At 68.5% G+C, this 26,051-nt stretch carries 20 protein-coding genes, 3 tRNA genes and 1 pseudogene; 20 read left to right on the forward strand and 4 right to left on the reverse strand.

Annotated features, from left to right (window positions below; all coding sequences use genetic code 11):
• Positions 1-56 precede the first annotated feature (56 nt).
• The gene (locus tag KGS77_RS19360; RefSeq protein ID WP_347404506.1) at positions 57-1,514 is read right to left on the reverse strand and encodes an amidohydrolase family protein; all 1,458 of its coding nucleotides are present in this window, start codon (positions 1,512-1,514) and stop codon (positions 57-59) included.
• A gap of 5 nt (positions 1,515-1,519) precedes the next feature.
• On the opposite strand from KGS77_RS19360, the gene KGS77_RS19365 reads away from it, so the two are divergent.
• The 6 genes and pseudogenes from KGS77_RS19365 to KGS77_RS19390 all read left to right on the forward strand — a co-directional run bounded on the left by KGS77_RS19365 (position 1,520) and on the right by KGS77_RS19390 (position 4,265).
• A tRNA-Thr gene (locus tag KGS77_RS19365) sits at positions 1,520-1,592 on the forward strand.
• Positions 1,593-1,637: 45 nt separating this feature from the next.
• A tRNA-Met gene (locus tag KGS77_RS19370) sits at positions 1,638-1,710 on the forward strand.
• A gap of 88 nt (positions 1,711-1,798) precedes the next feature.
• The gene (gene rpmG / locus KGS77_RS19375) at positions 1,799-1,963 is read left to right on the forward strand and encodes a 50S ribosomal protein L33 (RefSeq protein ID WP_006604855.1); all 165 of its coding nucleotides are present in this window, start codon (positions 1,799-1,801) and stop codon (positions 1,961-1,963) included.
• Between the two features lie 129 nt (positions 1,964-2,092).
• Positions 2,093-2,536: pseudogene (locus KGS77_RS19380) on the forward strand (MaoC family dehydratase N-terminal domain-containing protein); the annotation flags it as partial.
• Positions 2,537-2,606: 70 nt separating this feature from the next.
• Entirely contained in the window at positions 2,607-3,041 is a 435-nt protein-coding gene (locus KGS77_RS19385) for a MaoC family dehydratase (protein WP_242583570.1), read from the forward strand.
• A 168-nt stretch (positions 3,042-3,209) separates the two neighbouring features.
• Positions 3,210-4,265, forward strand: coding sequence for a UDP-N-acetylmuramate dehydrogenase (locus tag KGS77_RS19390; protein ID WP_242583571.1), 1,056 nt, complete (start codon positions 3,210-3,212; stop codon positions 4,263-4,265).
• Here KGS77_RS19390 and KGS77_RS19395 read toward each other — a convergent pair.
• The 3 genes from KGS77_RS19395 to KGS77_RS19405 form a co-directional block, all read right to left on the reverse strand.
• Positions 4,255-5,319 (reverse strand): hypothetical protein, encoded by a 1,065-nt coding sequence (locus KGS77_RS19395; RefSeq protein ID WP_242583572.1) that lies wholly within the window; start codon positions 5,317-5,319, stop codon positions 4,255-4,257. The genes KGS77_RS19390 and KGS77_RS19395 overlap by 11 nt on opposite strands.
• A gap of 330 nt (positions 5,320-5,649) precedes the next feature.
• Entirely contained in the window at positions 5,650-6,705 is a 1,056-nt protein-coding gene (locus KGS77_RS19400) for an adenosine deaminase (protein ID WP_242583573.1), read from the reverse strand.
• Between the two features lie 175 nt (positions 6,706-6,880).
• Positions 6,881-8,119 (reverse strand): pyridoxal phosphate-dependent aminotransferase, encoded by a 1,239-nt coding sequence (locus KGS77_RS19405; RefSeq protein WP_242583574.1) that lies wholly within the window; start codon positions 8,117-8,119, stop codon positions 6,881-6,883.
• Between the two features lie 316 nt (positions 8,120-8,435).
• Between KGS77_RS19405 and KGS77_RS19410 the strand changes: the two genes are divergently transcribed.
• From KGS77_RS19410 to fusA, 14 genes are all read left to right on the forward strand, one after another.
• Positions 8,436-8,508 (forward strand) — tRNA-Trp (locus KGS77_RS19410).
• A 109-nt stretch (positions 8,509-8,617) separates the two neighbouring features.
• Positions 8,618-8,914: a preprotein translocase subunit SecE gene (secE, locus tag KGS77_RS19415; RefSeq protein WP_242583575.1), complete on the forward strand. Its 297-nt coding sequence runs from the start codon at positions 8,618-8,620 to the stop codon at positions 8,912-8,914.
• Positions 8,915-8,986: 72 nt separating this feature from the next.
• Positions 8,987-9,931: a transcription termination/antitermination protein NusG gene (nusG, locus tag KGS77_RS19420; RefSeq protein ID WP_242583576.1), complete on the forward strand. Its 945-nt coding sequence runs from the start codon at positions 8,987-8,989 to the stop codon at positions 9,929-9,931.
• 168 nt (positions 9,932-10,099) lie between these two features.
• Complete coding sequence (gene rplK, locus KGS77_RS19425) at positions 10,100-10,534, forward strand: 50S ribosomal protein L11 (RefSeq protein WP_242583577.1); 435 nt, start codon at positions 10,100-10,102, stop codon at positions 10,532-10,534.
• Between the two features lie 82 nt (positions 10,535-10,616).
• On the forward strand, positions 10,617-11,333 hold the full coding sequence (gene rplA, locus KGS77_RS19430; protein WP_242583578.1) for a 50S ribosomal protein L1: 717 nt from the start codon (positions 10,617-10,619) through the stop codon (positions 11,331-11,333).
• Between the two features lie 155 nt (positions 11,334-11,488).
• Complete coding sequence (locus tag KGS77_RS19435) at positions 11,489-12,418, forward strand: hypothetical protein (RefSeq protein ID WP_242583579.1); 930 nt, start codon at positions 11,489-11,491, stop codon at positions 12,416-12,418.
• 319 nt (positions 12,419-12,737) lie between these two features.
• Entirely contained in the window at positions 12,738-13,289 is a 552-nt protein-coding gene (gene rplJ / locus KGS77_RS19440) for a 50S ribosomal protein L10 (RefSeq protein WP_242583581.1), read from the forward strand.
• 81 nt (positions 13,290-13,370) lie between these two features.
• Positions 13,371-13,760, forward strand: coding sequence for a 50S ribosomal protein L7/L12 (rplL, locus tag KGS77_RS19445; RefSeq protein ID WP_242583582.1), 390 nt, complete (start codon positions 13,371-13,373; stop codon positions 13,758-13,760).
• 638 nt (positions 13,761-14,398) lie between these two features.
• Positions 14,399-17,881, forward strand: coding sequence for a DNA-directed RNA polymerase subunit beta (rpoB, locus tag KGS77_RS19450; protein WP_242583583.1), 3,483 nt, complete (start codon positions 14,399-14,401; stop codon positions 17,879-17,881).
• Positions 17,882-18,005: 124 nt separating this feature from the next.
• The gene (locus KGS77_RS19455; RefSeq protein WP_242587565.1) at positions 18,006-21,905 is read left to right on the forward strand and encodes a DNA-directed RNA polymerase subunit beta'; all 3,900 of its coding nucleotides are present in this window, start codon (positions 18,006-18,008) and stop codon (positions 21,903-21,905) included.
• 287 nt (positions 21,906-22,192) lie between these two features.
• Positions 22,193-22,666: a DUF1707 and DUF4190 domain-containing protein gene (locus tag KGS77_RS19460; RefSeq protein ID WP_242587566.1), complete on the forward strand. Its 474-nt coding sequence runs from the start codon at positions 22,193-22,195 to the stop codon at positions 22,664-22,666.
• A 342-nt stretch (positions 22,667-23,008) separates the two neighbouring features.
• Complete coding sequence (rpsL, locus tag KGS77_RS19465; protein WP_003948652.1) at positions 23,009-23,380, forward strand: 30S ribosomal protein S12; 372 nt, start codon at positions 23,009-23,011, stop codon at positions 23,378-23,380.
• A 2-nt stretch (positions 23,381-23,382) separates the two neighbouring features.
• Positions 23,383-23,853: a 30S ribosomal protein S7 gene (gene rpsG / locus KGS77_RS19470; RefSeq protein ID WP_242583584.1), complete on the forward strand. Its 471-nt coding sequence runs from the start codon at positions 23,383-23,385 to the stop codon at positions 23,851-23,853.
• A gap of 39 nt (positions 23,854-23,892) precedes the next feature.
• Positions 23,893-26,013, forward strand: coding sequence for an elongation factor G (fusA, locus tag KGS77_RS19475; protein WP_242583585.1), 2,121 nt, complete (start codon positions 23,893-23,895; stop codon positions 26,011-26,013).
• The last annotated feature ends 38 nt before the right edge of the window (positions 26,014-26,051 follow it).

The following is a 26,051-nucleotide window of genomic DNA, read 5'->3' on the forward strand; positions in this document are numbered from 1 at the left end:
GGTTGGGGAGGAGGAGGGGGGAATGTGGGCTTGGTCGGGCGGCCGGCCCGGTGGGGTCAGCGTTGGGACTGGCGGGGCAGGTCCAGTGCCACCGTCGCCGCCGAGTCGCAGTATTCGCGTACGGCGCTGGTGCGGGCCACGACCCGGCCCCGGTGGACCACGATCCGGCTGTACGCCAGGGAGAGCACGCCCGCGATCCGCTCGCCGCGTACCGCCAGGAGTTCGGCCGGGAAGCCCGCCTCGACCCGTACCTCGGGGAGGCCGAGGGTGGCGCGGGCCGCGGAGCTGACCGCCTCGTACGCCGTCTGCGGTGCGGCCTCTCCTGTGGAGGCCAGGAGATACGCGGCCTCCAGGGGGTCACCGCGCCCCACCGGGTTCGCCGGGTCGCGCAGGGCGCCGCTGCCCGCCGTCACGCGCACGCCGGCCGCCCGCAGCAGCCGTACCGGCGCCGTGCGGACCGGCTCGTGGCCGTACCGTTCCAGGCCCGTGCAACCGCCCTGGGGCAGGCTGACGACCGTGACCCCGGCCGCCGCGAGCTGTTCGGCGGCCCGCGCCGCCGTCTCCCGGGGCAGCCGCGCCAGGCCGGCGCACGGGCCGATGGTGACGCCGGGGCGCAGCCCGCCGGCCATGGCCGCCAGCCGGGCCAGTCTGGCCGGGTCCTCGCCGTCCGTGTGCAGGTCCACGGGGCAGCCCTGCTCGGCCGCGATCTCCAGTACGGCTTCGGCGTACCCCGCCGGGTCCGGGTCCAGGTCCGGACAGCCGCCGACGACCCCGGCGCCCATCTTCACGGCGTCCCGCAGCATCGCCAGCCCGTCCGCGCCCGCGACCCCGGTCAGCAGCCGCGGCACCGCGACCGCCGTCATGTCGGCCAGCCCGTTCAGCGCGCGCCGCGCCTGGAGGACGGCTTCCAGGGACCGCAGGCCCTGTACGTCGCCGATGCGTACGTGGGTGCGCAACGCCGTTGCTCCGTGGCCGAGTTGGAGCAGCGCGGCTTCTGTCGTCCGCCGCTGTACGTCCTCGGGGCGGCGGAGGCGGGGCCGGGCTGATCCGCCGTCAGGGCGGTGTCGCAGTGCGCGTGCGGCTCGGCGGGGGCCGGCAGCAGCAGGTAGCCGGCGAGGTCCACCCGCCCGCCGCGCGGGTCCAGGCTGCCCGCCGTGCCGACCGCTTCGATACGGCCGCGGGAGAGCCGTACGTCCACGGTGCGGCCGTCGGCGAGCCGGGCGTCGCACAGGACCAGGGCGCCGGGGTCGGGCCCGGTGCCGCCGGCGTCGCGCTCGTTGCGCTCGGGCCCGGAGGGCCGGGGCTGCCCCGGACTGCTGTCGGACATCGCGCTCCTCGAAGGCCGGGGTGTGCATGATCGCGCAGCGTGGTCCGAGCCTAGGGGGCGCGCCGGGGAGATCCCGGGGAGCTTCGCGCAGGCGCGAAATAGTCGTACCGGTGTGGTTCCAGAGGCTGCTGCGGCGGAGCTGCGATACGGATTTCACCTTTGGCGGCAGGCCGTGTAATGTCTTCATCGCTCGCCCCAATAGCTCAGTCGGCAGAGCGTCTCCATGGTAAGGAGAAGGTCTACGGTTCGATTCCGTATTGGGGCTCTGGTGTGAGGTGTCTCGCCTTCGGGCGAGATCCCTTCGCATCGCAGCGGTGTAGCTCAGTCGGTAGAGCAAGCGGCTCATAATCGCTGTGTCACCGGTTCAAGTCCGGTCACCGCTACTGACAGTAGCCGATTGTGGGGTCGGTCCTTCGATCGGCTACTCTTCTATGCGTTCACCTGTCCGTCCGTCCGTCAAGGAGCACTCACGTGGCTGCCACCGACGTCCGCCCGAAGATCACGCTGGCCTGCGTGGAGTGCAAGGAGCGGAACTACATCACCAAGAAGAACCGGCGCAACGACCCGGACCGTCTTGAGATGAAGAAGCACTGCCCCCGTTGCAACTCGCACACCGCGCACCGCGAGACGCGATAACACAGGCTCGTCCGCGAGGCCGTCCCCAGCTCCTGGGGGCGGCCTCGCGGCGTTGTATCACTGTGCAGCACCCGCGCATCACCGATTCCCCGCTTGTCACCGCACCAGTCACAGGGAGGTTGCGAACCCATGGCGCTCGACCAGTCCTTTGTCGGGCGGACCTACCCGCCCACATCTCGCTACGAGGTCGGCCGGGAGAAGATCCGCGAATTCGCCGAGGCGATCGGTGACGACAACCCGGCGTACACCGACATCGAGGCGGCCAAGGCGCTCGGGCACCCCGATGTGATCGCCCCGCCGACTTTTGTGTTCGCCATCACTTTCAAGGCGGCGGGACAGGTCGTGGCGGACCCGCAGCTCGGACTCGATTACAGCCGGGTGGTGCACGGCGATCAGAAGTTCGCTTATACCCGGCCGGTACGCGCCGGGGACCGGCTGAGCGTGACCTCCACCATCGAGTCGGTCAAATCACTGGCGGGCAACGACATCCTCGACATCCGCGGCGAGGTGCACGACGAGGCGGGTGAGCACGTGGTGACCGCTTTCACCAAGCTGGTGGCGCGCGCCGCCGAAACCGTGCCCGCCGCCGAAAGCGTGCCTGCCGCCGAGAAGGCGCCGGCCGCCGGGACCGAGGGAGCGTGAGATGACCGCGAAGATTTCTTATGACGACGTCGAGGTCGGCACCGAACTGCCGGCCCGCTCTTTTCCCGTGACCCGCGCCACCCTCGTCCGCTACGCGGGCGCCTCCGGCGACTTCAACCCCATCCACTGGAACGAGAGGTTCGCCAAGGAGGTGGGCCTCCCGGACGTGATCGCGCACGGCATGTTCACCATGGCCGAGGCGATCAGGGTCGTGACGGACTGGACCGGTGACCCGGGCGCCGTCGCCGAGTACGGCGTGCGCTTCACCAAGCCCGTGGTCGTCCCCGACGACGACACCGGCGCGCTGATCGAGGTCAGCGCCAAGGTCGCCGCCAAGCTGGACGACCAGGCCCGTACGGTACGGGTCGACCTCACCGCGACGAGCGCGGGCAACAAGGTGCTGGGCATGTCCCGCGCCGTGGTCCGCCTGGCCTGAGCCGACCGCGGGGGCCTGAGCCGGCCGTGGGGCCTGCTCAGGCTTCGGGGCCTGCTCAGGCCCTGGGACCTGCCGGGCGGCGGCCGGAGCCACCGCCCGGCAGGCCGCATTCCGTGCCCGCAGGCACCCCGCACCGGCCCGGAAACCCCCGAAGCTACGCTGGGACGCGTGCAGGAACTCCACAACGCTCCCCTCGCCCCCCTGACCACCTTCCGCCTCGGCGGACCGGCGACCCGGCTCGTCACCGCCACCACGGACGACGAGATCGTCGCGGTGGTCCGCGAGGCCGATGACGCGGGGATCCCGCTGCTGATCATCGGCGGCGGAAGCAACCTCGTCATCGGGGACCGGGGCTTCGACGGCACGGTCCTGCGCATCGCCACCCGCGGCTTCGAGCTGGACGGTACGTCCCTGCGCCTGGCCGCCGGCGAGAACTGGTCCGACGCGGTGGCCCGTACCGTAGAAGCGGGGCTGGCGGGCATCGAGTGCCTGGCCGGCATCCCGGGCTCCGCCGGAGCCACACCGATCCAGAACGTTGGCGCGTACGGACAGGAAGTGTCCGCGACCATCACCGAAGTGATCGCGTACGACCGTCGCGCGGACGAGATCGTGACGATTCCGAACGCCGACTGTGCCTTCTCCTACCGGCACAGCCGCTTCAAGCAGGACCCGGCCCGCTTCGTCGTCCTGCGCGTCCACTTCGAGCTGGAGGACGCCGGCGGTCTGTCCGCGCCCATCAAGTACCCGGAGACCGCCCGTACGCTCGGCGTCGAAGCCGGTGACCGGGTGCCCGCCGCCACCGCCCGCGAGACCGTCCTCAAGCTGCGCTCCGGCAAGGGCATGGTCCTGGACCCCGAGGACCACGACACCTGGTCGGCCGGGTCCTTCTTCACCAACCCCGTCCTGACCGCCGACGCCTTCGAGACCTTCCTGGCCCGCGTCCAGGAGCGGCTCGGCGCCGACGTCGCACCGCCCGCGTTCCCGGCGGGAGAGGGGCTGGTCAAGACCTCCGCGGCCTGGCTCATCGACAAGGCCGGCTTCACCAAGGGATACGGCGGCGGCCCGGCCCGGATCTCCACCAAGCACACCCTCGCGCTCACCAACCGCGGCACAGCCACCACCGAGGACCTGCTCGCCCTGGCCCGCGAGGTCCGCGAGGGGGTCCACGCGGCCTTCGGCGTCACTCTCGTCAACGAGCCGGTGACGGTCGGCGTCAGCCTGTAGGCCGGCGGCCGGGGGACTTGAGCGGTCCCTCGGCCACGGCCCGGCAGACGGGGCGGGTCCGCAGCCAATACGAGCGGACGGCGAGCAGCAGCGCGCCGCCGTAGACGGCGAAGGCACCGACCCCCGTCCAGCACACGAGCAGGAAGTCCGGTATGGAGGGGAAGTCGCCGGGGCGTACGGCCACCACGCCGGCCGACGCCAGGGCGGTGTAGCCAGTGCCCAGCACCCCGTACGGCGCGAGCGTGGCGGAGCCGACGAGGGCCGGGGCGAGCGGCAGCCAGCGCGGCACCGGCTTGCCGCCCAGGAAGGGCGTCCAGCGCGGGAAGACCTGGCCCCAGGGCCGGACCAGGCCGAAGAGCAGGAACACGCCGAGCGCGGCGAGCAGCGCGGTGGCGTCCAGCCCCCAGGACTCCAGAGTGAGCCACAGCCCGGAGGCGCCGTTGCGCTCATAGGCGGCGCGCATGTGCGTACCGCTCACCCCGGCGAAGGTCCCGCCGAGCGCCCAGATGGTCTTCATGGCCGCGTACGGGAGGAAGGCAGCCGTCCCGGCGTACGCGGCGATCCGCACCCCGCGCGGGGCCACGGACGGCTCCGGGCGGACCGTCGCCCGGTGCGGCCCGCCGCAGTGCGGGCACCCGGCGGCGCGGTGGGCGCGGGCGGTGGCGGCCAGGAGGACCGCGCCGAGCATGCTCAGCGCGTGGTGGACGGCCCCGGCGGCACTGTCGACGGGCTGGCCGACGAGCAGCGCGAGCACGTCCATCAGCAGGCCGAACGCGGAGACCAGGCACAGGGCGCAGGCCGCCCACAGCACGGCACGGGCGGTCCGTACCAGCGCCCGGGGACGGCCGGCCCGCCCACCGGCCGCACCACGGGAACCGCTGGCACCATCGGCAACGACCACACCACCGGCACCAGCCGCCGCGCATGCGGCCACCGCCACCACGAGCCACCCCCACACGCCCGGCGCGGCATCCGGCCCCCTACGGAAGAGCGGGGTGCCCGTCAGGGCGCAGGCCAGGCCGAACCCGCCGTAGCCCACGGCCCAGCCGAGCACCGCCCGTCCCGCCCCATGCGGCCCCCGGCGCCGCCACGCGCGCCGGACCGTCTCCGTCGTTCTCGCAGCATCGATCACGATCCGAACGTCGCACCGGTCCCCGGCGGGCGACGTCCCTCACCGGGACGATCTGCCTCCCCCGTACGGACGGTCTCCTCCCCGTCCGGGGGATGACGTCCGTGGGATGCCGTCCGGGAGATGACGGCCCGCTCCCGTCCTCGGCCGCTCCCAGGCGCCCCGCAGGCGCACGCGCGCTCACCGGCGCCGGACGCCGGCCCCCGCCGCCCTGCCCCGAACCCCCCTCACTCCTACCCCGTCACTCCTGCCCCGTCACTCCTGCCCCGGCCCGCCCAGCCAGTCGTCGATCCCCGCCAGCAGCCGCTCCCGGACGTCCCGCGGCGCCCGCGATCCGCGCACCGACTGGCGGGCCAGCTCGGCCAGCTCGGTGTCCGTGAAACCGTGGATCTCGCGCGCTATCTCGTACTGCGCGGCCAGCCGCGCCCCGAAGAGCAGCGGGTCGTCCGCGCCCAGCGCCATCGGCACCCCGGCCTCGAAGAACGTCCGCAGCGGTACGTCCTCCTGCTTCCCGTAGACGCCCAGCGCCACGTTCGACGTCGGGCACACCTCGCAGGTCACCCCGCGCTCGGCCAGCCGCCGCAGCAGCGCCGGGTCCTCCGCCGCCCGTACGCCGTGCCCGACCCGGCCCGCGTGCAGGTCGTCCAGGCAGTCCCGTACGCTCGCGGGCCCCGCCAGCTCACCGCCGTGCGGCGCGGCCAGCAGCCCGCCCTCGCGTGCGATGGCGAACGCCCGGTCGAAGTCCCGGGCCAGGCCCCGGCGCTCGTCGTTGGAGAGCCCGAAGCCGATCACGCCCCGGTCGGCGTAGCGGACGGCCAGCCGTGCCAGCGTCCGGGCGTCCAGGGGGTGCTTCATACGGTTGGCCGCGATCAGGACGCGGATGCCCAGGCCCGTCTCGCGCGAGGCGGTGCGCACCGCGTCCAGGATGATCTCCAGCGCGGGGATCAGCCCGCCCAGCCGGGGCGCGTACGAGGTGGGGTCGACCTGGATCTCCAGCCACCCCGAGCCGTCCCGTACGTCCTCCTCGGCCGCCTCGCGCACCAGCCGCTGGATGTCCTCGGGGGAGCGCAGGCACGAGCGCGCGATGTCGTACAGCCGCTGGAAACGGAACCAGCCGCGCTCGTCGGTGGCCCGCAGCTCGGGCGGCGCACCGCCCTTGAGGGCCTCCGGGAGGTGGACGCCGTACTTGTCGGCCAGCTCCAGCAGGGTCGAGGGCCGCATCGACCCGGTGAAGTGCAGGTGCAGATGGGCTTTGGGCAGTCGCCGCAGATCGCGGCCGGGGACACCGTCACGGGCAAGAACACGCTCCATCCCAAGATCCTGCCGTACGCACCGCCTGCCCCGGTAGGCCCGGCCCCGAACGAAGTCCCTGCCGAAAGCACTTGCGGGCCCCGGGGAAGTCCCCGGAGCCCGCCCGTGGCGCTGACCACGTATGCGTACGTCTCGGTGTGCCCGGAGTGCCCGGAGCGCCCGGACCGAGCCGGATCTACGCCTTGGCCTCCGCCAGCAGCTTCTGGATCCGCGACACGCCCTCGACCAGGTCCTCGTCCCCGAGCGCGTACGAAAGCCGCAGGTAGCCCGGCGTGCCGAACGCCTCACCCGGCACCACCGCGACCTCGGCCTCCTCAAGGATCACCGCGGCCAGCTCCACGCTGGTCTGCGGGCGCTTCCCGCGGATCTCCTTGCCGAGCAGGCCCTTGACCGAGGGGTAGGCGTAGAACGCGCCCTCGGGTTCGGGGCACAGGACGCCGTCGATCTCGTTGAGCATCCGCACGATGGTCCTGCGCCGCCGGTCGAAGGCGCTCTTCATCTCCTCGACGGCGCTCAGGTCACCGGAGACGGCCGCGATCGCCGCCACCTGCGCCACGTTGGAGACGTTGGAGGTGGCGTGCGACTGGAGGTTCGCCGCGGCCTTGATGACGTCCTTGGGGCCGATGGCCCAGCCCACCCGCCAGCCGGTCATCGCGTACGTCTTGGCGACACCGTTGACCACGATGCACTTGTCGCGCAGCTCCGGCACGACCACCGGGAGCGAGGAGAACTCGGTGTCCCCGTAGACCAGGTGCTCGTAGATCTCGTCCGTCAGCACCCACAGGCCGTGCTCGGCGGCCCAGCGGCCGACCGCCTCGACCTGCTCGCGCGGGTAGACCGCGCCGGTCGGGTTGGACGGCGAGACGAACAGCAGCACCTTCGTACGGTCCGTACGGGCCGCCTCCAGTTGCTCCACGGTCACCCGGTAGCCGGTCGTCTCGTCCGCGACGACCTCGACCGGAACGCCGCCCGCCAGCCGGATCGACTCCGGGTAGGTGGTCCAGTACGGGGCCGGGACGATGACCTCGTCGCCCGGGTCCAGGATCGCCGCGAACGCCTCGTAGATGGCCTGCTTGCCGCCGTTGGTGACCAGGACGTTCGCGGCCTCGACCTCGTACCCGGAGTCCCGCAGCGTCTTCGCGGCGATCGCGGCCTTCAGCTCGGGCAGACCGCCGGCGGGGGAGTAGCGGTGGTTCTTCGGGTCGCGGCAGGCCTCGACGGCGGCCTCGACGATGTAACCGGGCGTGGGGAAGTCCGGCTCGCCCGCGCCGAAGCCGATCACCGGGCGCCCGGTGGCCTTGAGGGCCTTGGCCTTGGCGTCGACGGCGAGGGTCGCGGACTCCGAGATCGACCCGATGCGGGCCGAGACCCGGCGGTCGGTGGGGGACTGTGCGGGAGGGGTAGCAGCGCTCATACATGCATCGTCCCAGACCTCCCGGGGGGCCGGCACAGGGGTTTGCGTGGTCCGGTGTGTGGGACGGAGCTGTCCGGATCATGGATCGTGGGTGGTCCGGCGCAGGCGTTCGAACGGCTCGGCGCGAGAGCCGGGACGGCCCGGAACAGAGGTCCGAACGTCCCGGAACAGGGGTTCGCGGGCACCACCTCGGAGCTTTCTGTTCGACGCCCGGCCGCGAAGCACGTACACTCGCTGACCGTTGGCTCCCGACAAGCCGCCGACCTTTGCGCACCTGGTGTGGCGGGGCGGATGCGGTAGGTTGGGGGAACCACAAAGGGTCGTAGCTCAATTGGTAGAGCACTGGTCTCCAAAACCAGCGGTTGGGGGTTCAAGTCCCTCCGGCCCTGCTACACGCACTTCTTCACCAAGGTGCGTGCACGCGTACGTACTGAAATGCACCGCCGTGCGGCTCTACCGGGCGCGGCACGGCCACGACCCGGATTCAGGTGAGGACGAGTGACGGACGCCCTGGGCTCCATCGACATGCCTGAGCGCGGTCGTTCCGAGGACGACACCTCGGAGTCCAAGAAGAAGCCCCGCCGCGGTGGCAAGCGCGGAAAGAAGGGCCCTTTCGCGCGTCTCGCGCTCTTCTACCGGCAGATCATCGCGGAGCTCCGCAAGGTCGTTTGGCCGACTCGAAACCAACTGTCGACGTACACCACCGTGGTGATCGTCTTCGTTCTCATCATCATCGGTCTCGTAACCGTGATTGACTGGGGAATCAACGAGGCCGTCAAGTACGTCTTCGGCTGATCCCGCGAAGGGTGCCTCCGCCGGGGGCCTCTTTGCATGTTCAACCCCTTGAAGCCAGGAAGAAGCAGCCAAGTGTCTGACCCGAACCTGAACGACGCCGCCGAGCCCGTCGCGGCCGAAGAGGCCGACGTTGACGCGGCTGCCCCGGCCGAGGTCGCGGGCGACACGGCGTCCGCCGAGGACAGCGGCGCGCAGGAGACCGTCGGGAGCGCCGACGGCGCCGACGCGTCCGGCACCGAGGACACCGAGGACGACGCTGCCGGTGAGGCCGGCGAGGACGCCGGACTGACCGCCGACGAGGACGAGTCCGGTGAGGACGCCGTCGCGGAGGAGTCCGGTGAGGACGCCGTCGCGGAGGAGTCCGACGCCGACGCGCAGGAGGCGCCGGAGCAGGAGGCGGTCGACCCGGTCGCCGCCCTGCGCGAGGAGCTGCGCACCCTCCCCGGTGAGTGGTACGTCATCCACACCTACGCCGGTTACGAGAACCGCGTGAAGACCAACCTCGAACAGCGCGCCGTCTCGCTGAACGTCGAGGACTACATCTTCCAGGCCGAGGTGCCGCAGGAAGAGGTCGTCCAGATCAAGAACGGTGACCGCCGCACGGTCCGCCAGAACAAGCTCCCCGGCTACGTGCTGGTGCGCATGGACCTGACGAACGAGTCCTGGGGCGTGGTGCGCAACACGCCGGGCGTCACCGGCTTCGTGGGCAACGCCTACGACCCGTACCCGCTGACCCTGGACGAGATCGTCAAGATGCTCGCCCCGGAGGCCGAGGAGAAGGCCGCCAAGGAGGCCGCCGAGGCCGAGGGCAAGCCGGCGCCGTCCCGCAAGGTCGAGGTCCAGGTGCTGGACTTCGAGGTGGGCGACTCCGTCACCGTCACCGACGGCCCGTTCGCCACGCTGCAGGCGACGATCAACGAGATCAACGCCGACTCCAAGAAGGTCAAGGGCCTGGTGGAGATCTTCGGCCGCGAGACCCCGGTCGAGCTGAGCTTCGACCAGATCCAGAAGAACTGAGGTTCTTCGGACCACCAGCTACCGGCCAGGTCAGGCGGGCTTTCACAGCCCTCCTGACCTGCTCGGTTTTTGGCCGCACGGTTATACCCGTTATCGTTGTGCGGTATGCCTCCATCCGGATGTCCGGATCGCGAGGCGAAAAACCTCTCACTAGGACCCGGAGAGAGCATGCCTCCCAAGAAGAAGAAGGTCACGGGGCTTATCAAGCTCCAGATCCAGGCCGGTGCCGCGAACCCGGCCCCGCCGGTCGGCCCCGCGCTGGGTCAGCACGGCGTCAACATCATGGAGTTCTGCAAGGCCTACAACGCCGCGACCGAGTCGCAGCGTGGCATGGTCGTGCCGGTGGAGATCACGGTCTACGAGGACCGTTCCTTCACCTTCGTCACCAAGACCCCGCCGGCCGCGAAGCTCATCCTGAAGGCCGCGGGCGTGGAGAAGGGCTCCGGCGAGCCGCACAAGACCAAGGTCGCGAAGATCACCAACGCGCAGGTCCGCGAGATCGCCACCACCAAGATGCCCGACCTGAACGCCAACGACCTGGACGCCGCCGCGAAGATCATCGCCGGCACCGCCCGTTCCATGGGCATCACGGTCGAGGGCTGACCTCAGCCTCGTACGGCATTCCGTGGCAGGGCCAGGCGCTGGCCCGTACCACGACTCCACCTCCACAACTTCAGGAGCAGAAGTGAAGCGCAGCAAGACTCTTCGCAACGCGGACGCGAAGATCGACCGGGAGCGTCAGTACGCCCCGCTCGAGGCCGTCCGTCTCGCCAAGGAAACCTCCACGACCAAGTTCGACGCGACCGTCGAGGTCGCCATGCGTCTGGGTGTCGACCCGCGCAAGGCCGACCAGATGGTCCGTGGCACCGTGAACCTTCCGCACGGCACCGGTAAGACCGCCCGGGTCCTGGTCTTCGCGACCGGCGACCGTGCTGCAGCCGCGGAAGCCGCGGGCGCCGACATCGTCGGCTCCGACGAACTGATCGACGAGGTCGCCAAGGGCCGCCTGGACTTCGACGCCGTCGTCGCCACGCCGGACCTCATGGGCAAGGTCGGCCGCCTGGGCCGCGTGCTCGGTCCCCGTGGTCTGATGCCGAACCCGAAGACCGGCACCGTCACCCCGGACGTCGCCAAGGCTGTCACCGACATCAAGGGCGGCAAGATCGAGTTCCGCGTGGACAAGCACGCGAACCTCCACTTCATCATCGGCAAGGCCTCCTTCGACGACGCCAAGCTGGTGGAGAACTACGCCGCGGCGCTGGAGGAGATCACCCGTCTGAAGCCGTCCGCCGCCAAGGGCCGCTACATCAAGAAGGCCACCATCACCACCACGATGGGCCCCGGCGTCCCGGTCGACCCCAACCGCACCCGCAACCTCCTCGTCGAGGAGGAGGCCGTCTGATCGCCTGATCGACGCCTCGCGGCGCGGTGACGCATCGCACACGGGCCGGACCCCGCACCTCCCTGGAGGGCGGGGTCCGGCTTATTTGTATGGTTGAACATCAGGCCAGTGCACTACTGTGCGTGGTCATCAACGGATCTAGCTATGGGGCGGGAATGAAGAGCACCATCGTGCGGCGCACCGGTATCTCCCTCGCGGCGGTGGCCGTGCTGGCCGGGGCGACGGCCTGTGACGGCGGGTCGGACAAGGCCGACGGCAAGAAGGGCGGTTCCGAGGCCCGTACGGCGATGCAGGTCATCAACGCCGCCTTCAAGAAGACCTCGGCCGCCAAGTCGGCGAAGGTCGACATGACGATGACGATGCCGGGTGCCGCCTCCAAGGGTGGCGGCACGACGAAGATGAGCGGCGTCATGGGCTGGGACCCGACGGTCATGGACATGAACGTGGACATGTCGGCTTCTCCGGCCGCCGGTGGCAAGACGCCCCCGAAGTCGCGCGTGCTCATGGTCGACAACGTCATGTACGCGAGCATGGACCCGGCCGCCATGGCCGGCGCCGGCAAGGAGCTGGCCGGCAAGAAGTGGCTGAAGATCGACATGCTGGCCGCCGCCAGGCAGTCCGGCAACCAGCAGCTCATGAAGCAGATGACCGCCGGCCTGGACGCCAACCAGGACCCGGCCAAGCAGCTCGGGATGCTCATCGGCTCGCCCAGCATCAAGCACGTGGGCTCCGAGAAGGTCAACGGACAGGACGCCGAGCACTACAAGGGCCACCTCACCATCGAGGAGGCGACCAAGCTCAACAAGGACAACGGGCTCAGCGCCGAGGACCGCCAGAAGCTCGTGGAGGGCGCCAAGAAGGCGGGCATCAAGGGCTACGACCTGGAGGTCTGGGTCAATGGCGAGGACTACCCCGTGAAGATGACCATGGGCATGGACTCGCCCAAGGGGATGACCAACATCACGGCGAACTACTCCGACTACGGCGCCAAGGCGTCGGTGCAGGCCCCGCCGGCCAATGAGACGCTCGACCTCGTCAAGATGCTCAAGGACCTGCAGAAGGCCAAGGGCGGCACCACCGCCTGATCGAGCCGTCCAGGGAAGCCCTCTTGAGGGAGCCGCCCGGCTGAGCCCCCTCAGGGGGCTCAGTGACGGATTTGCCGGTTCGCGGGCCGTTCGCGTACCGTATCCAGGAAGCCAAAGACCGCTGGTTGTCTCTGTGCGCTCCTACCGAGCACGCAGTGGCCGAAGGATCCGCTAGCTGCGGACGGCCTGCGCAGGCATGTGAGGAAGGACTCCCGGATTTCCCTCCGGTCGAGTTGAGCCCCGTGCGCCTGCGCCGGGGCGTTTGTTTTGCCCAGCCCCTTCTGCGCGGTCCTCATCACCCGGAAGGAGGCCGAGGCTCATGGCGAGGCCCGACAAGGTCGCAGCCGTCGAGGAGATCGCGGACAAGTTCCGCAACTCCAACGCCGCTGTTGTGACCGCGTACACCGGACTTACCGTTGCGCAGCTCAAGGAGCTGCGTCGTTCGCTCGGTGACAACGCTCAGTACCGTGTGGTGAAGAACACGCTGACCAAGATTGCGGCCAATGAGGCCGGGATCCAGCTGGACGAGCACCTCAAGGGCTCGACCGCTGTCGCCTTCGTGACCGGTGACCCGGTCGAGGCGGCGAAGGGTCTTCGTGACTTCGCCAAGGAGAACCCGAATCTCGTCATCCAGGGCGGTGTCCTTGATGGCAAGGCGCTGTCCGCCGACGAGATCAAGAAGCTTGCGGACCTCGAGTCCCGCGAGGTTCTGCTCGCCAAGCTGGCGGGTGCCATGAAGGGCAAGCAGTCCCAGGCTGCCGCGCTCTTCCAGGCCCTGCCGTCGAAGTTCGTCCGCACCGCGGAGGCTCTTCGGGCGAAGGTCGAGCAGGGCGGTGCCGGTACGCCGGCTCCCGCCGAGGCTGCGGAGTAATCCACCTCGCAGTCCAGCGGGCCCGTACGCCCGCCGAAATGTACATCCGGCACCAGCCGAATTAGTGGAAGGACCGCCACCATGGCGAAGCTCACCCAGGACGAACTGCTCGCCCAGTTCGAGGGCATGACCCTCATCGAGCTCTCCGAGTTCGTGAAGGCGTTCGAGGAGAAGTTCGACGTCACCGCTGCCGCCCCGACCGCCGTCGTCGCCGCCGGCCCCGCCGGTGGTGCCGGTGACGCCGCCGCCGCCGAGGAGAAGGACGAGTTCGACGTCATCCTCACCGGTGCGGGCGACAAGAAGATCCAGGTCATCAAGGTCGTGCGTGAGCTGACCTCCCTGGGTCTGAAGGAGGCCAAGGACCTCGTCGACGGCACCCCGAAGCCGGTCCTCGAGAAGGTCGCCAAGGACGCCGCGGACAAGGCCGCCGAGGCCCTCAAGGGCGCCGGCGCCTCCGTCGAGGTCAAGTGACCTCACGAGTCTCGCGACTCGCCCCCTGAAGGGGGTCCGGGGCCCGGCCCCGGGATGAACACAGCCAAGGGCGATCACCCATGCGGGTGGTCGCCCTTGGGCGTTCATGGGACGGCTGCGTTGCCTTGGGGCGGAGTGCGAGTATGGTGATCTTCGTTGCCCGGCCGTACACCCCGTGACGATCAGCCCAGGGGTGGGGGGCCCTTGACGAACCGCACGCAGCGCGCAATTCTCAGGACGCGACGTCGGAGCGATCCGTAAGTCCGAGGCATGGATCGCCGACGAAGAGGGAAGCATCGGTGTGCGCCTCTGGCGCACGGCTTGCGGCAGGCGTTGGGTTTGGGCGTTGAGAAGAACAACGAGGGGTTCCTCCGTCCCGGAGGTGGCCGCCTCCCGGAGGGAGAAGATCGGTATCACGGTGCTGAGCCGGTCCCCGGAAGCTCGCTCTGGACATCAGTGTGCCAAGTGGCTACACTGACCCTTTGCGCTGCCTGTTAGCTGCTCCCTGCCCGTCACCAGGGGCATACCCGAGCTTGAGCACTGCTGGATGAACCGCCCTGACCTGGGCTTTCCCTCGGTGTGACCGGTTCGGGACCGGTACGCGCGTAGTGAGTCCGAGCCCTCGGAAGGACCCCCTCTTGGCCGCCTCGCGCAACGCCTCGACTGCCAATACGAACAACGGCGACAGCACCGCCCCGCTGCGCATCTCTTTTGCGAAGATCAAGGAGCCCCTCGGGGTTCCGAACCTCCTTGCGCTGCAGACCGAAAGCTTCGACTGGCTGCTCGGCAACGCCGCATGGAAGGCTCGCGTCGAGGCTGCGCTGGAAAGTGGTCAGGACGTCCCCACCAAGTCCGGTCTGGAGGAGATCTTCGAAGAGATCTCCCCGATCGAGGACTTCTCCGGGTCGATGTCGCTCACGTTCCGCGACCATCGCTTCGAGCCTCCGAAGAACTCCATCGACGAGTGCAAGGAGCGCGACTTCACGTACGCGGCCCCGCTCTTCGTCACCGCCGAGTTCACGAACAACGAGACCGGCGAGATCAAGTCCCAGACGGTCTTCATGGGCGACTTCCCGCTCATGACCAACAAGGGCACCTTCTGCATCAACGGCACCGAGCGTGTCGTCGTCTCGCAGCTCGTCCGCTCGCCGGGTGTCTACTTCGACTCCTCCATCGACAAGACGTCCGACAAGGACATCTTCTCGGCCAAGATCATCCCCTCCCGGGGTGCCTGGCTGGAGATGGAGATCGACAAGCGCGACATGGTCGGCGTGCGCATCGACCGCAAGCGCAAGCAGTCGGTCACCGTCCTGCTCAAGGCGCTCGGCTGGACCACCGAGCAGATCCTTGAGGAGTTCGGCGAGTACGAGTCCATGCGCGCCACCCTGGAGAAGGACCACACCCAGGGCCAGGACGACGCGCTGCTGGACATCTACCGCAAGCTGCGCCCGGGCGAGCCGCCGACGCGTGAGGCCGCGCAGACGCTGCTGGAGAACCTCTACTTCAACCCCAAGCGCTACGACCTGGCCAAGGTCGGCCGCTACAAGGTCAACAAGAAGCTCGGCGGGGACCAGCCGCTGGACGCCGGCGTGCTCACCGTCGACGACGTCATCGCCACGATCAAGTACCTGGTCAAGCTGCACGCCGGCGAGACCGAGACGATCGGCGAGAACGGCCAGAGCATCGTCGTCGAGACCGACGACATCGACCACTTCGGCAACCGCCGTCTGCGCAACGTCGGCGAGCTCATCCAGAACCAGGTCCGTACGGGTCTGGCGCGGATGGAGCGCGTGGTGCGCGAGCGCATGACCACCCAGGACGTCGAGGCGATCACGCCGCAGACCCTGATCAACATCCGGCCGGTCGTCGCCTCCATCAAGGAGTTCTTCGGCACCAGCCAGCTCTCCCAGTTCATGGACCAGACCAACCCGCTGTCGGGTCTGACCCACAAGCGCCGTCTGTCGGCGCTGGGCCCGGGTGGTCTGAGCCGTGAGCGGGCCGGTCTGGACGTCCGTGACGTGCACCCGTCCCACTACGGCCGCATGTGCCCGATCGAGACGCCCGAAGGCCCGAACATCGGTCTGATCGGTTCGCTCGCCTCCTACGGCCGCGTCAACGTCTTCGGCTTCATCGAGACGCCGTACCGCAAGGTCGTCGACGGCCAGGTGACGGAGGAGGTGGTCTACCTCACCGCGGACGAGGAGGACCGCTTCATCATCGCCCAGGCCAACGCCCCGCTGACCGAGGACATGCGCTTCGCCGAGCAGCGTGTCCTGGTCCGCCGGCGTGGTGGCGAGGCCGACCTCGTCGCCCGCGAAGAGGTCGACTTCATGGACGTCTCGCCGCGCCAGATGGTGTCGGCCGCGACCGCCATGATCCCCTTCCTGGAGCACGACGACGCCAACCGCGCGCTCATGGGTTCGAACATGATGCGCCAGGCCGTGCCGCTGATTAAGGCGGAGGCGCCGCTGGTCGGCACCGGCATGGAGTACCGCTGCGCGGTCGACGCCGGTGACGTCATCAAGGCGGAGAAGGACGGTGTGGTCCAGGAGGTCTCCGCGGACTACATCACCGTCGCCAACGACGACGGCACGTACACCACGTACCGCGTCGCCAAGTTCACCCGCTCCAACCAGGGCACGTCCTTCAACCAGAAGGTCGTCGTGGACGAGGGCGCGCGGGTCGTCGAGGGCCAGGTCCTCGCCGACGGTCCCTCCACGGACCAGGGCGAGATGGCGCTCGGCAAGAACCTGCTCGTGGCGTTCATGCCGTGGGAGGGCCACAACTACGAGGACGCGATCATCCTGTCGCAGCGCCTCGTACAGGACGACGTCCTCTCCTCGATCCACATCGAGGAGCACGAGGTCGACGCCCGTGACACCAAGCTCGGCCCCGAGGAGATCACCCGGGACATCCCGAACGTCTCCGAGGAGGTCCTCGCCGACCTCGACGAGCGCGGCATCATCCGTATCGGTGCCGAGGTCGTCGCCGGCGACATCCTGGTCGGCAAGGTCACCCCCAAGGGTGAGACCGAGCTGACGCCGGAGGAGCGCCTGCTGCGCGCCATCTTCGGTGAGAAGGCCCGCGAGGTCCGTGACACCTCGCTGAAGGTGCCGCACGGCGAGACCGGCAAGGTCATCGGCGTCCGCGTCTTCGACCGCGAGGAGGGCGACGAGCTGCCCCCGGGCGTGAACCAGCTCGTGCGCGTGTACGTGGCGCAGAAGCGCAAGATCACCGACGGTGACAAGCTCGCCGGCCGCCACGGCAACAAGGGTGTCATCTCCAAGATCCTCCCCGTGGAGGACATGCCGTTCCTGGAGGACGGCACCCCGGTCGACATCATCCTCAACCCGCTGGGTGTCCCGTCCCGAATGAACCCGGGACAGGTCCTGGAGATCCACCTGGGCTGGCTCGCCAGCCAGGGCTGGAAGGTCGAGGGCGACGCCGACTGGCAGAAGCGTCTCCAGTCGATCGGCGCGGACGACGTCGCGCCGCGCACCAACGTCGCGACCCCGGTCTTCGACGGCGCGCGCGAGGACGAGCTGGCGGGTCTGTTCGACGCCACGCTCCCCAACCGTGACGGCGAGCGGATGGTCAAGAACACCGGTAAGGCCCGGATGTTCGACGGCCGTTCGGGTGAGCCGTTCCCGGACCCGATCTCGGTCGGGTACATGTACATCCTGAAGCTCCACCACCTGGTCGACGACAAGCTGCACGCCCGCTCGACCGGTCCGTACTCGATGATCACCCAGCAGCCGCTGGGTGGTAAGGCCCAGTTCGGTGGCCAGCGCTTCGGTGAGATGGAGGTGTGGGCGCTGGAGGCTTACGGCGCCGCGTACGCCCTCCAGGAGCTGCTGACCATCAAGTCCGACGACGTGACCGGCCGCGTGAAGGTCTACGAGGCCATCGTCAAGGGCGAGAACATTCCCGAGCCCGGCATTCCCGAGTCCTTCAAGGTGCTCATCAAGGAAATGCAGTCGCTCTGCCTCAACGTGGAGGTGCTGTCCTCGGACGGCATGTCCATCGAGATGCGCGACACCGACGAGGACGTCTTCCGCGCTGCGGAAGAGCTCGGTATCGACCTGTCCCGGCGCGAGCCGAGCAGCGTCGAAGAGGTCTGACGGGTCTGGCCGGAGCTCCCCCGGGAGCTCCGGTCTCCCCCATGGCCCCCTCGGCATGGGGAGACCCCCATCCGGACCCCCAGACCATGATTGAGACTCGACCCTGAAAGAGGGATTGACGACAGTGCTCGACGTCAACTTCTTCGACGAGCTGCGGATCGGCCTCGCTACCGCTGACGACATCCGTCAGTGGTCCCACGGTGAGGTCAAGAAGCCGGAGACCATCAACTACCGCACCCTCAAGCCCGAAAAGGACGGCCTCTTCTGCGAGAAGATCTTCGGCCCGACCCGGGACTGGGAGTGCTACTGCGGTAAGTACAAGCGCGTCCGCTTCAAGGGCATCATCTGCGAGCGCTGTGGCGTGGAGGTCACTCGCGCCAAGGTGCGCCGTGAGCGGATGGGCCACATCGAGCTGGCCGCTCCCGTCACCCACATCTGGTACTTCAAGGGCGTTCCGTCGCGGCTGGGCTACCTGCTCGACCTTGCCCCCAAGGACCTCGAAAAGGTCATCTACTTCGCCGCCTACATGATCACGTGGGTGGACGAGGAGCGCCGTACGCGCGACCTGCCCTCGCTGGAGGCCCACGTCTCCGTCGAGCGCCAGCAGATCGAGCAGCGCCGCGACGCGGACCTGGAGGCCCGCGCCAAGAAGCTGGAGACCGACCTCGCCGAGCTGGAGGCCGAGGGCGCCAAGGCGGACGTGCGCCGCAAGGTGCGCGAGGGCGCCGAGCGCGAGATGAAGCAGCTCCGTGACCGCGCGCAGCGCGAGATCGACCGCCTGGACGAGGTGTGGAGCCGCTTCAAGAACCTCAAGGTCCAGGACCTGGAGGGCGACGAGTTGCTCTACCGCGAGCTGCGTGACCGCTTCGGCACGTACTTCATGGGCGGCATGGGTGCCGCTGCCCTGCAGAAGCGCCTGGAGTCCTTCGACCTGGAGGAAGAGGCCGAGAAGCTCCGCGAGATCATCCGTACCGGCAAGGGCCAGAAGAAGACCCGTGCGCTCAAGCGCCTCAAGGTCGTCTCCGCCTTCCTGCAGACCCGCAACAGCCCCAACGGCATGGTGCTGGACTGCATCCCGGTCATCCCGCCGGACCTGCGTCCGATGGTGCAGCTCGACGGTGGCCGCTTTGCGACCTCCGACCTGAACGACCTGTACCGCCGTGTGATCAACCGCAACAACCGCCTCAAGCGTCTCCTCGACCTCGGTGCCCCCGAGATCATCGTGAACAACGAGAAGCGGATGCTGCAGGAGGCCGTCGACGCGCTGTTCGACAACGGCCGCCGCGGTCGCCCGGTGACCGGCCCCGGCAACCGCCCGCTGAAGTCCCTGAGCGACATGCTCAAGGGCAAGCAGGGCCGTTTCCGTCAGAACCTGCTCGGTAAGCGCGTGGACTACTCCGCGCGTTCGGTCATCGTCGTCGGCCCGCAGCTCAAGCTGCACCAGTGCGGTCTGCCCAAGGCGATGGCGCTGGAGCTCTTCAAGCCGTTCGTGATGAAGCGCCTGGTGGACCTCAACCACGCGCAGAACATCAAGTCGGCCAAGCGCATGGTCGAGCGTGGCCGCACCGTCGTGTACGACGTCCTCGAAGAGGTCATCGCCGAGCACCCGGTGCTGCTGAACCGTGCGCCCACCCTGCACCGTCTGGGCATCCAGGCGTTCGAGCCGCAGCTCGTCGAGGGCAAGGCCATCCAGATCCACCCGCTCGTGTGCACCGCGTTCAACGCGGACTTCGACGGTGACCAGATGGCCGTCCACCTGCCGCTCTCCGCGGAGGCGCAGGCCGAGGCCCGCATCCTGATGCTGTCCTCGAACAACATCCTCAAGCCGGCCGACGGCCGTCCGGTGACCATGCCGACCCAGGACATGGTGCTCGGCCTGTTCTTCCTCACCACCGACGAGGAGGAGCGCGAGGTCAAGGGCGAGGGCCGGGCCTTCGGCTCGGTCGCCGAGGCGATCATGGCGTTCGACGCCCGTGAGCTCTCGCTCCAGGCGAAGGTCGACATCCGCTTCCCGATCGGCACCGTCCCGCCCCGCGGCTGGACCCCGCCGGCCGCGGAGGAGGGCGAGCCGGAGTGGCAGCAGGGTGACAGCTTCCGGCTGCGTACGACCCTGGGCCGCGCGCTCTTCAACGAGCTGCTGCCCGAGGACTACCCGTTCGTCGACTACTCGGTGGGCAAGAAGCAGCTCTCCGCGATCGTCAACGACCTGGCCGAGCGCTACCCCAAGGTCATCGTCGCCGCCACGCTGGACAACCTGAAGGCGGCCGGTTTCCACTGGGCGACCCGTTCCGGCGTCACCGTCGCGGTGTCCGACATCGTCGTGCCGGAGGCCAAGAAGGCCATCGTCGCGGGCTACGAGGCCCAGGACGAGAAGGTCCAGAAGCAGTACGAGCGCGGTCTGATCACCAAGGACGAGCGCACTCAGGAACTGATCAACATCTGGACCAAGGCGACCAACGAGGTCGCCGAGGCGATGAACGACAACTTCCCCAAGACGAACCCCATCTTCATGATGGTTGACTCGGGTGCCCGAGGAAACATGATGCAGATGCGGCAGATCGCCGGTATGCGTGGTCTGGTGTCGAACGCGAAGAACGAGACCATCCCGCGGCCCATTAAGGCGTCGTTCCGTGAGGGTCTGTCCGTGCTGGAGTACTTCATCTCCACCCACGGTGCCCGTAAGGGTCTCGCGGACACCGCGCTGCGTACCGCCGACTCGGGTTACCTGACCCGTCGTCTGGTGGACGTCTCGCAGGACGTCATCATCCGCGAGGAGGACTGCGGCACCGAGCGCGGTCTGAAGCTGCGGATCGCCTCCAAGGGCGCCGACGGTGTGCTGCGCAAGGCGGACGACGTCGAGTCCAGCGTGTACGCCCGGATGCTGGCCGAGGACGTCGTCGTGGACGGCAAGGTCATCGCCTCGGCGAACGTGGACCTCGGTGACGTGCTCATCGACCAGTTGGTCGCGCACGGCGTCGAGGAGGTCAAGACCCGTTCGGTCCTGACCTGTGAGTCCGCGGTCGGCACCTGCGCCTACTGCTACGGCCGCTCGCTGGCCACCGGCAAGCTGGTCGACATCGGTGAGGCGGTCGGCATCATCGCCGCCCAGTCCATCGGTGAGCCCGGCACCCAGCTCACGATGCGTACCTTCCACACCGGTGGTGTGGCCGGTGACGACATCACCCTGGGTCTGCCGCGTGTCGTCGAGCTCTTCGAGGCCCGTACGCCCAAGGGTGTCGCCCCGATCTCGGAGGCGGCCGGCCGCGTCCGCATCGAGGAGACCGAGAAGACCAAGAAGGTCATCGTCACCCCGGACGACGGCAGCGACGAGACGGCCTACGGCGTCTCCAAGCGTGCCCGTCTGCTGGTGGCCGAGGGTGACCACGTCGAGGTCGGCCAGCCGCTGACGGTGGGTGCCATCAACCCGCACGACGTGCTGCGCATCCTGGGCCAGCGCGCCGTCCAGGTCCACCTGGTCGGCGAGGTCCAGAAGGTCTACAACAGCCAGGGCGTGGCGATCCACGACAAGCACATCGAGATCATCATCCGGCAGATGCTGCGCCGTGTGACGATCATCGAGTCCGGCGACGCGGAGCTGCTGCCGGGCGAGCTGGTGGAGCGTACGAAGTTCGAGAGTGAGAACCGCCGGGTCGTGGCGGAGGGTGGCCACCCGGCCTCCGGCCGTCCGCAGCTCATGGGTATCACCAAGGCTTCGCTGGCCACCGAGTCGTGGCTGTCGGCGGCGTCCTTCCAGGAGACGACCCGGGTGCTCACCGACGCGGCGATCAACGCCAAGTCGGACTCCCTGATCGGCCTCAAGGAGAACGTCATCATCGGTAAGCTCATCCCGGCCGGTACGGGCCTGTCCCGCTACCGCAACATCCGGGTGGAGCCGACCGAGGAGGCCAAGGCCGCGATGTACTCGGCCGTCGGTTACGACGACATCGACTACTCGCCGTTCGGTACCGGCTCCGGCCAGGCGGTTCCGCTGGAGGACTACGACTACGGTCCGTACAACCAGTAATCCTTGGCATGTGCCGTGCGCGGGGCGGTCACCTCTTCGGAGGTGGCCGCCCCGCGGCGTTCGTCGTGGCAGTCGTCGTGGCAATCGGGGCCCCTGGTGCCCCATACGGACCCTGAAGCATTACTGTGGTCCGGCAGGAGCCCCGAGGTTGACCGGGAACCGTGTGCTCTCCTGAGACGTTCTGATTGTTGGGTGCAGTGTCCGGTTCGTTGGGGGAGGTGCCACACGTGGCGTTCCAGCCGTGGCAGGGCGGTCAGCCCGCTCAGGGGCCGATCGGCGCGCCGGCGATGCGCGCCTCGCACGCCGACCGCGAGCGCGCGGTCGACGTGCTCAAGGCCGGGTTCGCCGAGGGCCGGCTCGCGCAGCCGGAGTACGAGCAGCGCATGACCCGTGCCTACCAGGCGCAGACCCACGCCGAGCTGCAGATGATCGTCTCCGACCTGCCGCAGGGCCCGGTGCCGCAGGCGGCCTTCACCCCCCGCCCGCAGGTGCCGGCGACCTTCATGCCGATGGCCCCGCCCGTGACCACCAACGCCAGCTCGACCGGCGCGCTGGTCTGCGGGATCCTGGCGCCGTTCACGATGGGGGTGACGGCGATACCCGCGGTCATCCTGGGGCACAAGGCGCGCGCGGAGATCCGTCGTACGGGTGAGGGCGGGGACGGCCAGGCGGTGGCCGGGCTGGTCCTGGGCTGGATGGGGATCGCCGGCTGGGCCATGTTCCTGCTGTTCATGATGCTGATAGCCGTCGCGAGCGTGTGAGCGGACCGGGCCGGGACCCGCCGCGAAAGGGGTGGCGTTCTTCCGTACGGTGACGTATCCCACTACGGTGTCGGCAGCGCCGCACGGAGTCCGGCGTGTCCTTCGCGTGTGCATTTGTTTTGACCGCAGCCCATGCGGTAGGTACGCTCTGACCTTGTGCCTGGGGTGTCCTCGGTCTGCCGTGCGTGCACTTGTCCGTACATAAGCCGGGTCTCGACACCGCAATCCGCAGCCGTACTCGTTCCAGCGAGGGGTCCGCGGCATTCGACACACCCGACCGCGTGGGTCGGAGAAGTTCCAGGTTAGCTTTACCGAGACTGGCACACAGAAACCGGAGAAACGGTGCCTACGATCCAGCAGCTGGTCCGCAAGGGCCGGCAGGACAAGGTCGAGAAGAACAAGACGCCCGCACTGGAGGGTTCGCCCCAGCGCCGCGGCGTCTGCACGCGTGTGTTCACGACCACCCCGAAGAAGCCGAACTCGGCCCTGCGTAAGGTCGCGCGTGTGCGTCTGACCAGCGGGATCGAGGTCACCGCTTACATTCCGGGTGAGGGCCACAACCTGCAGGAGCACTCGATCGTGCTCGTGCGTGGCGGCCGTGTGAAGGACCTTCCGGGTGTTCGCTACAAGATCATCCGAGGCTCCCTCGACACGCAGGGCGTCAAGAACCGCAAGCAGGCTCGCAGCCGCTACGGCGCCAAGAAGGAGAAGTAAGAATGCCTCGTAAGGGCCCCGCCCCGAAGCGCCCGGTCATCATTGACCCGGTCTACAGCTCTCCTCTGGTGACCTCCCTCATCAACAAGGTCCTGCTGAACGGCAAGCGCTCCACCGCCGAGCGCATCGTTTACGGTGCCATGGAGGGTCTGCGCGAGAAGACCGGCAACGACCCGGTCATCACGCTCAAGCGCGCGCTGGAGAACATCAAGCCGACCCTTGAGGTCAAGTCCCGCCGTGTCGGTGGCGCCACCTACCAGGTGCCGGTCGAGGTCAAGCCCGGCCGCGCCTCCACCCTCGCGCTGCGCTGGCTCGTGGGCTACTCCCGCGCCCGCCGCGAGAAGACCATGACCGAGCGCCTCATGAACGAGCTGCTGGACGCCTCCAACGGCCTCGGCGCTTCGGTCAAGAAGCGCGAGGACACCCACAAGATGGCCGAGTCCAACAAGGCCTTCGCGCACTACCGCTGGTAGTCGCTACCCACATCGAGACCGAGAGAAGATTGAGCCACTATGGCCACCACTTCGCTTGACCTGGCCAGGGTCCGCAACATCGGGATCATGGCCCACATCGACGCGGGCAAGACGACCACCACCGAGCGGATCCTGTTCTACACCGGCGTCTCGTACAAGATCGGTGAAGTCCACGACGGCGCTGCCACGATGGACTGGATGGAGCAGGAGCAGGAGCGCGGCATCACGATCACGTCCGCCGCGACCACCTGCCACTGGCCGCTGGACAACGTCGACCACACCATCAACATCATCGACACCCCGGGCCATGTCGACTTCACCGTCGAGGTGGAGCGTTCGCTGCGCGTGCTCGACGGTGCCGTGACGGTGTTCGACGGCGTTGCCGGTGTTGAGCCGCAGTCCGAGACCGTGTGGCGTCAGGCGGACCGCTACGGCGTTCCGCGTATCTGCTTCGTCAACAAGCTCGACCGCACCGGCGCCGAGTTCCACCGCTGCGTCGACATGATCGTGGACCGCCTGGGCGCGGTTCCGCTGGTCATGCAGCTTCCGATCGGCACCGAGGCGGACTTCAAGGGCGTCGTCGACCTGGTCCGCATGAAGGCCCTGGTCTGGTCCGCCGAGGCCGCCAAGGGTGAGATGTACGACGTCGTCGACATCCCCGACACCCACATCGAGGCTGCCGACGAGTGGCGCGGCAAGCTGCTCGAGGCCGTCGCCGAGAACGACGAAGACATGATGGAGCTGTACCTGGAGGGCAAGGAGCCCACCGAGGAGCAGCTTTACGCGGCGATCCGCCGTATCACCATCGCCTCGACCGGCAAGGGCTCCACCACGATCACCCCGGTGTTCTGTGGTACCGCGTTCAAGAACAAGGGCGTGCAGCCCCTGCTCGACGCCGTCGTGCGCTACCTGCCGTCGCCGCTGGACATCGGCGCCGTCGAGGGCCACTCGGTGAAGGACGCGGAGGAGGCCGTCAAGCGCGAGCCGTCCGACGAGGCTCCCTTCGCCGGCCTTGCCTTCAAGATCATGAGCGACCCCCACCTGGGCAAGCTCACCTTCGTCCGGGTGTACTCCGGCCGCATGGAGACCGGCACTCAGGTGCAGAACTCCGTGAAGGGCAAGAAGGAGCGCATCGGCAAGATCTACCGGATGCACGCGAACAAGCGTGAGGAGATCGACTCGGTGGGTGCCGGCGACATCGTCGCCGTCATGGGTCTGAAGCAGACCACCACCGGTGAGACCCTCTGCGACGCGTCCAACCCGGTGATCCTGGAGTCGATGGACTTCCCGGCCCCGGTCATCCAGGTCGCCATCGAGCCCAAGTCCAAGGGCGACCAGGAGAAGCTGGGTGTCGCCATCCAGCGTCTCGCCGAGGAGGACCCGTCCTTCCAGGTCTCCACGCACGAGGAGACCGGCCAGACCATCATCGCGGGTATGGGCGAGCTGCACCTGGACGTGCTGGTCGACCGTATGAAGCGTGAGTTCAAGGTCGAGGCCAACGTCGGCAAGCCGCAGGTCGCCTACCGTGAGACGCTGCGCAAGGCGGTCGAGCGGGTCGACTACACCCACAAGAAGCAGACCGGTGGTTCCGGTCAGTTCGCCAAGGTGCAGATCGCGATCGAGCCGCTTGAGGGCGACGGGTACGAGTTCGAGAACAAGGTCACCGGTGGCCGTATCCCGCGGGAGTACATCCCGTCCGTGGACGCGGGCTGCCAGGAGGCCATGGAGTTCGGTGTTCTCGCCGGCTACCCGCTGACCGGCGTGAAGGTCACCCTTCTCGACGGCGCCTACCACGAGGTCGACTCCTCCGAGATGGCCTTCAAGATCGCCGGTTCGATGGCCTTCAAGGAGGCCGCCCGCAAGGCCAGCCCGGCCCTGCTGGAGCCGATGATGAAGGTCGAGGTCACCACGCCCGAGGACTACATGGGCGATGTGATCGGCGACATCAACTCCCGCCGTGGGCAGATCCAGTCCATGGAGGACCGCGCGGGTGCCAAGCTCGTCACGGGCCTGGTTCCGCTTTCGGAGATGTTCGGCTACGTCGGAGACCTCCGCAGCAAGACGTCGGGTCGCGCGAGCTACTCGATGCAGTTCGACTCCTACGCCGAGGTTCCGCGGAACGTCGCCGAGGAGATCATCGCGAAGGCCAAGGGCGAGTAGGTCCGGCTCTCACGAGTCGGAACACGCTTTAGGCTTGA

Source organism: Streptomyces sp. MST-110588 (genome assembly GCF_022695595.1).
Classification (GTDB): domain Bacteria; phylum Actinomycetota; class Actinomycetes; order Streptomycetales; family Streptomycetaceae; genus Streptomyces.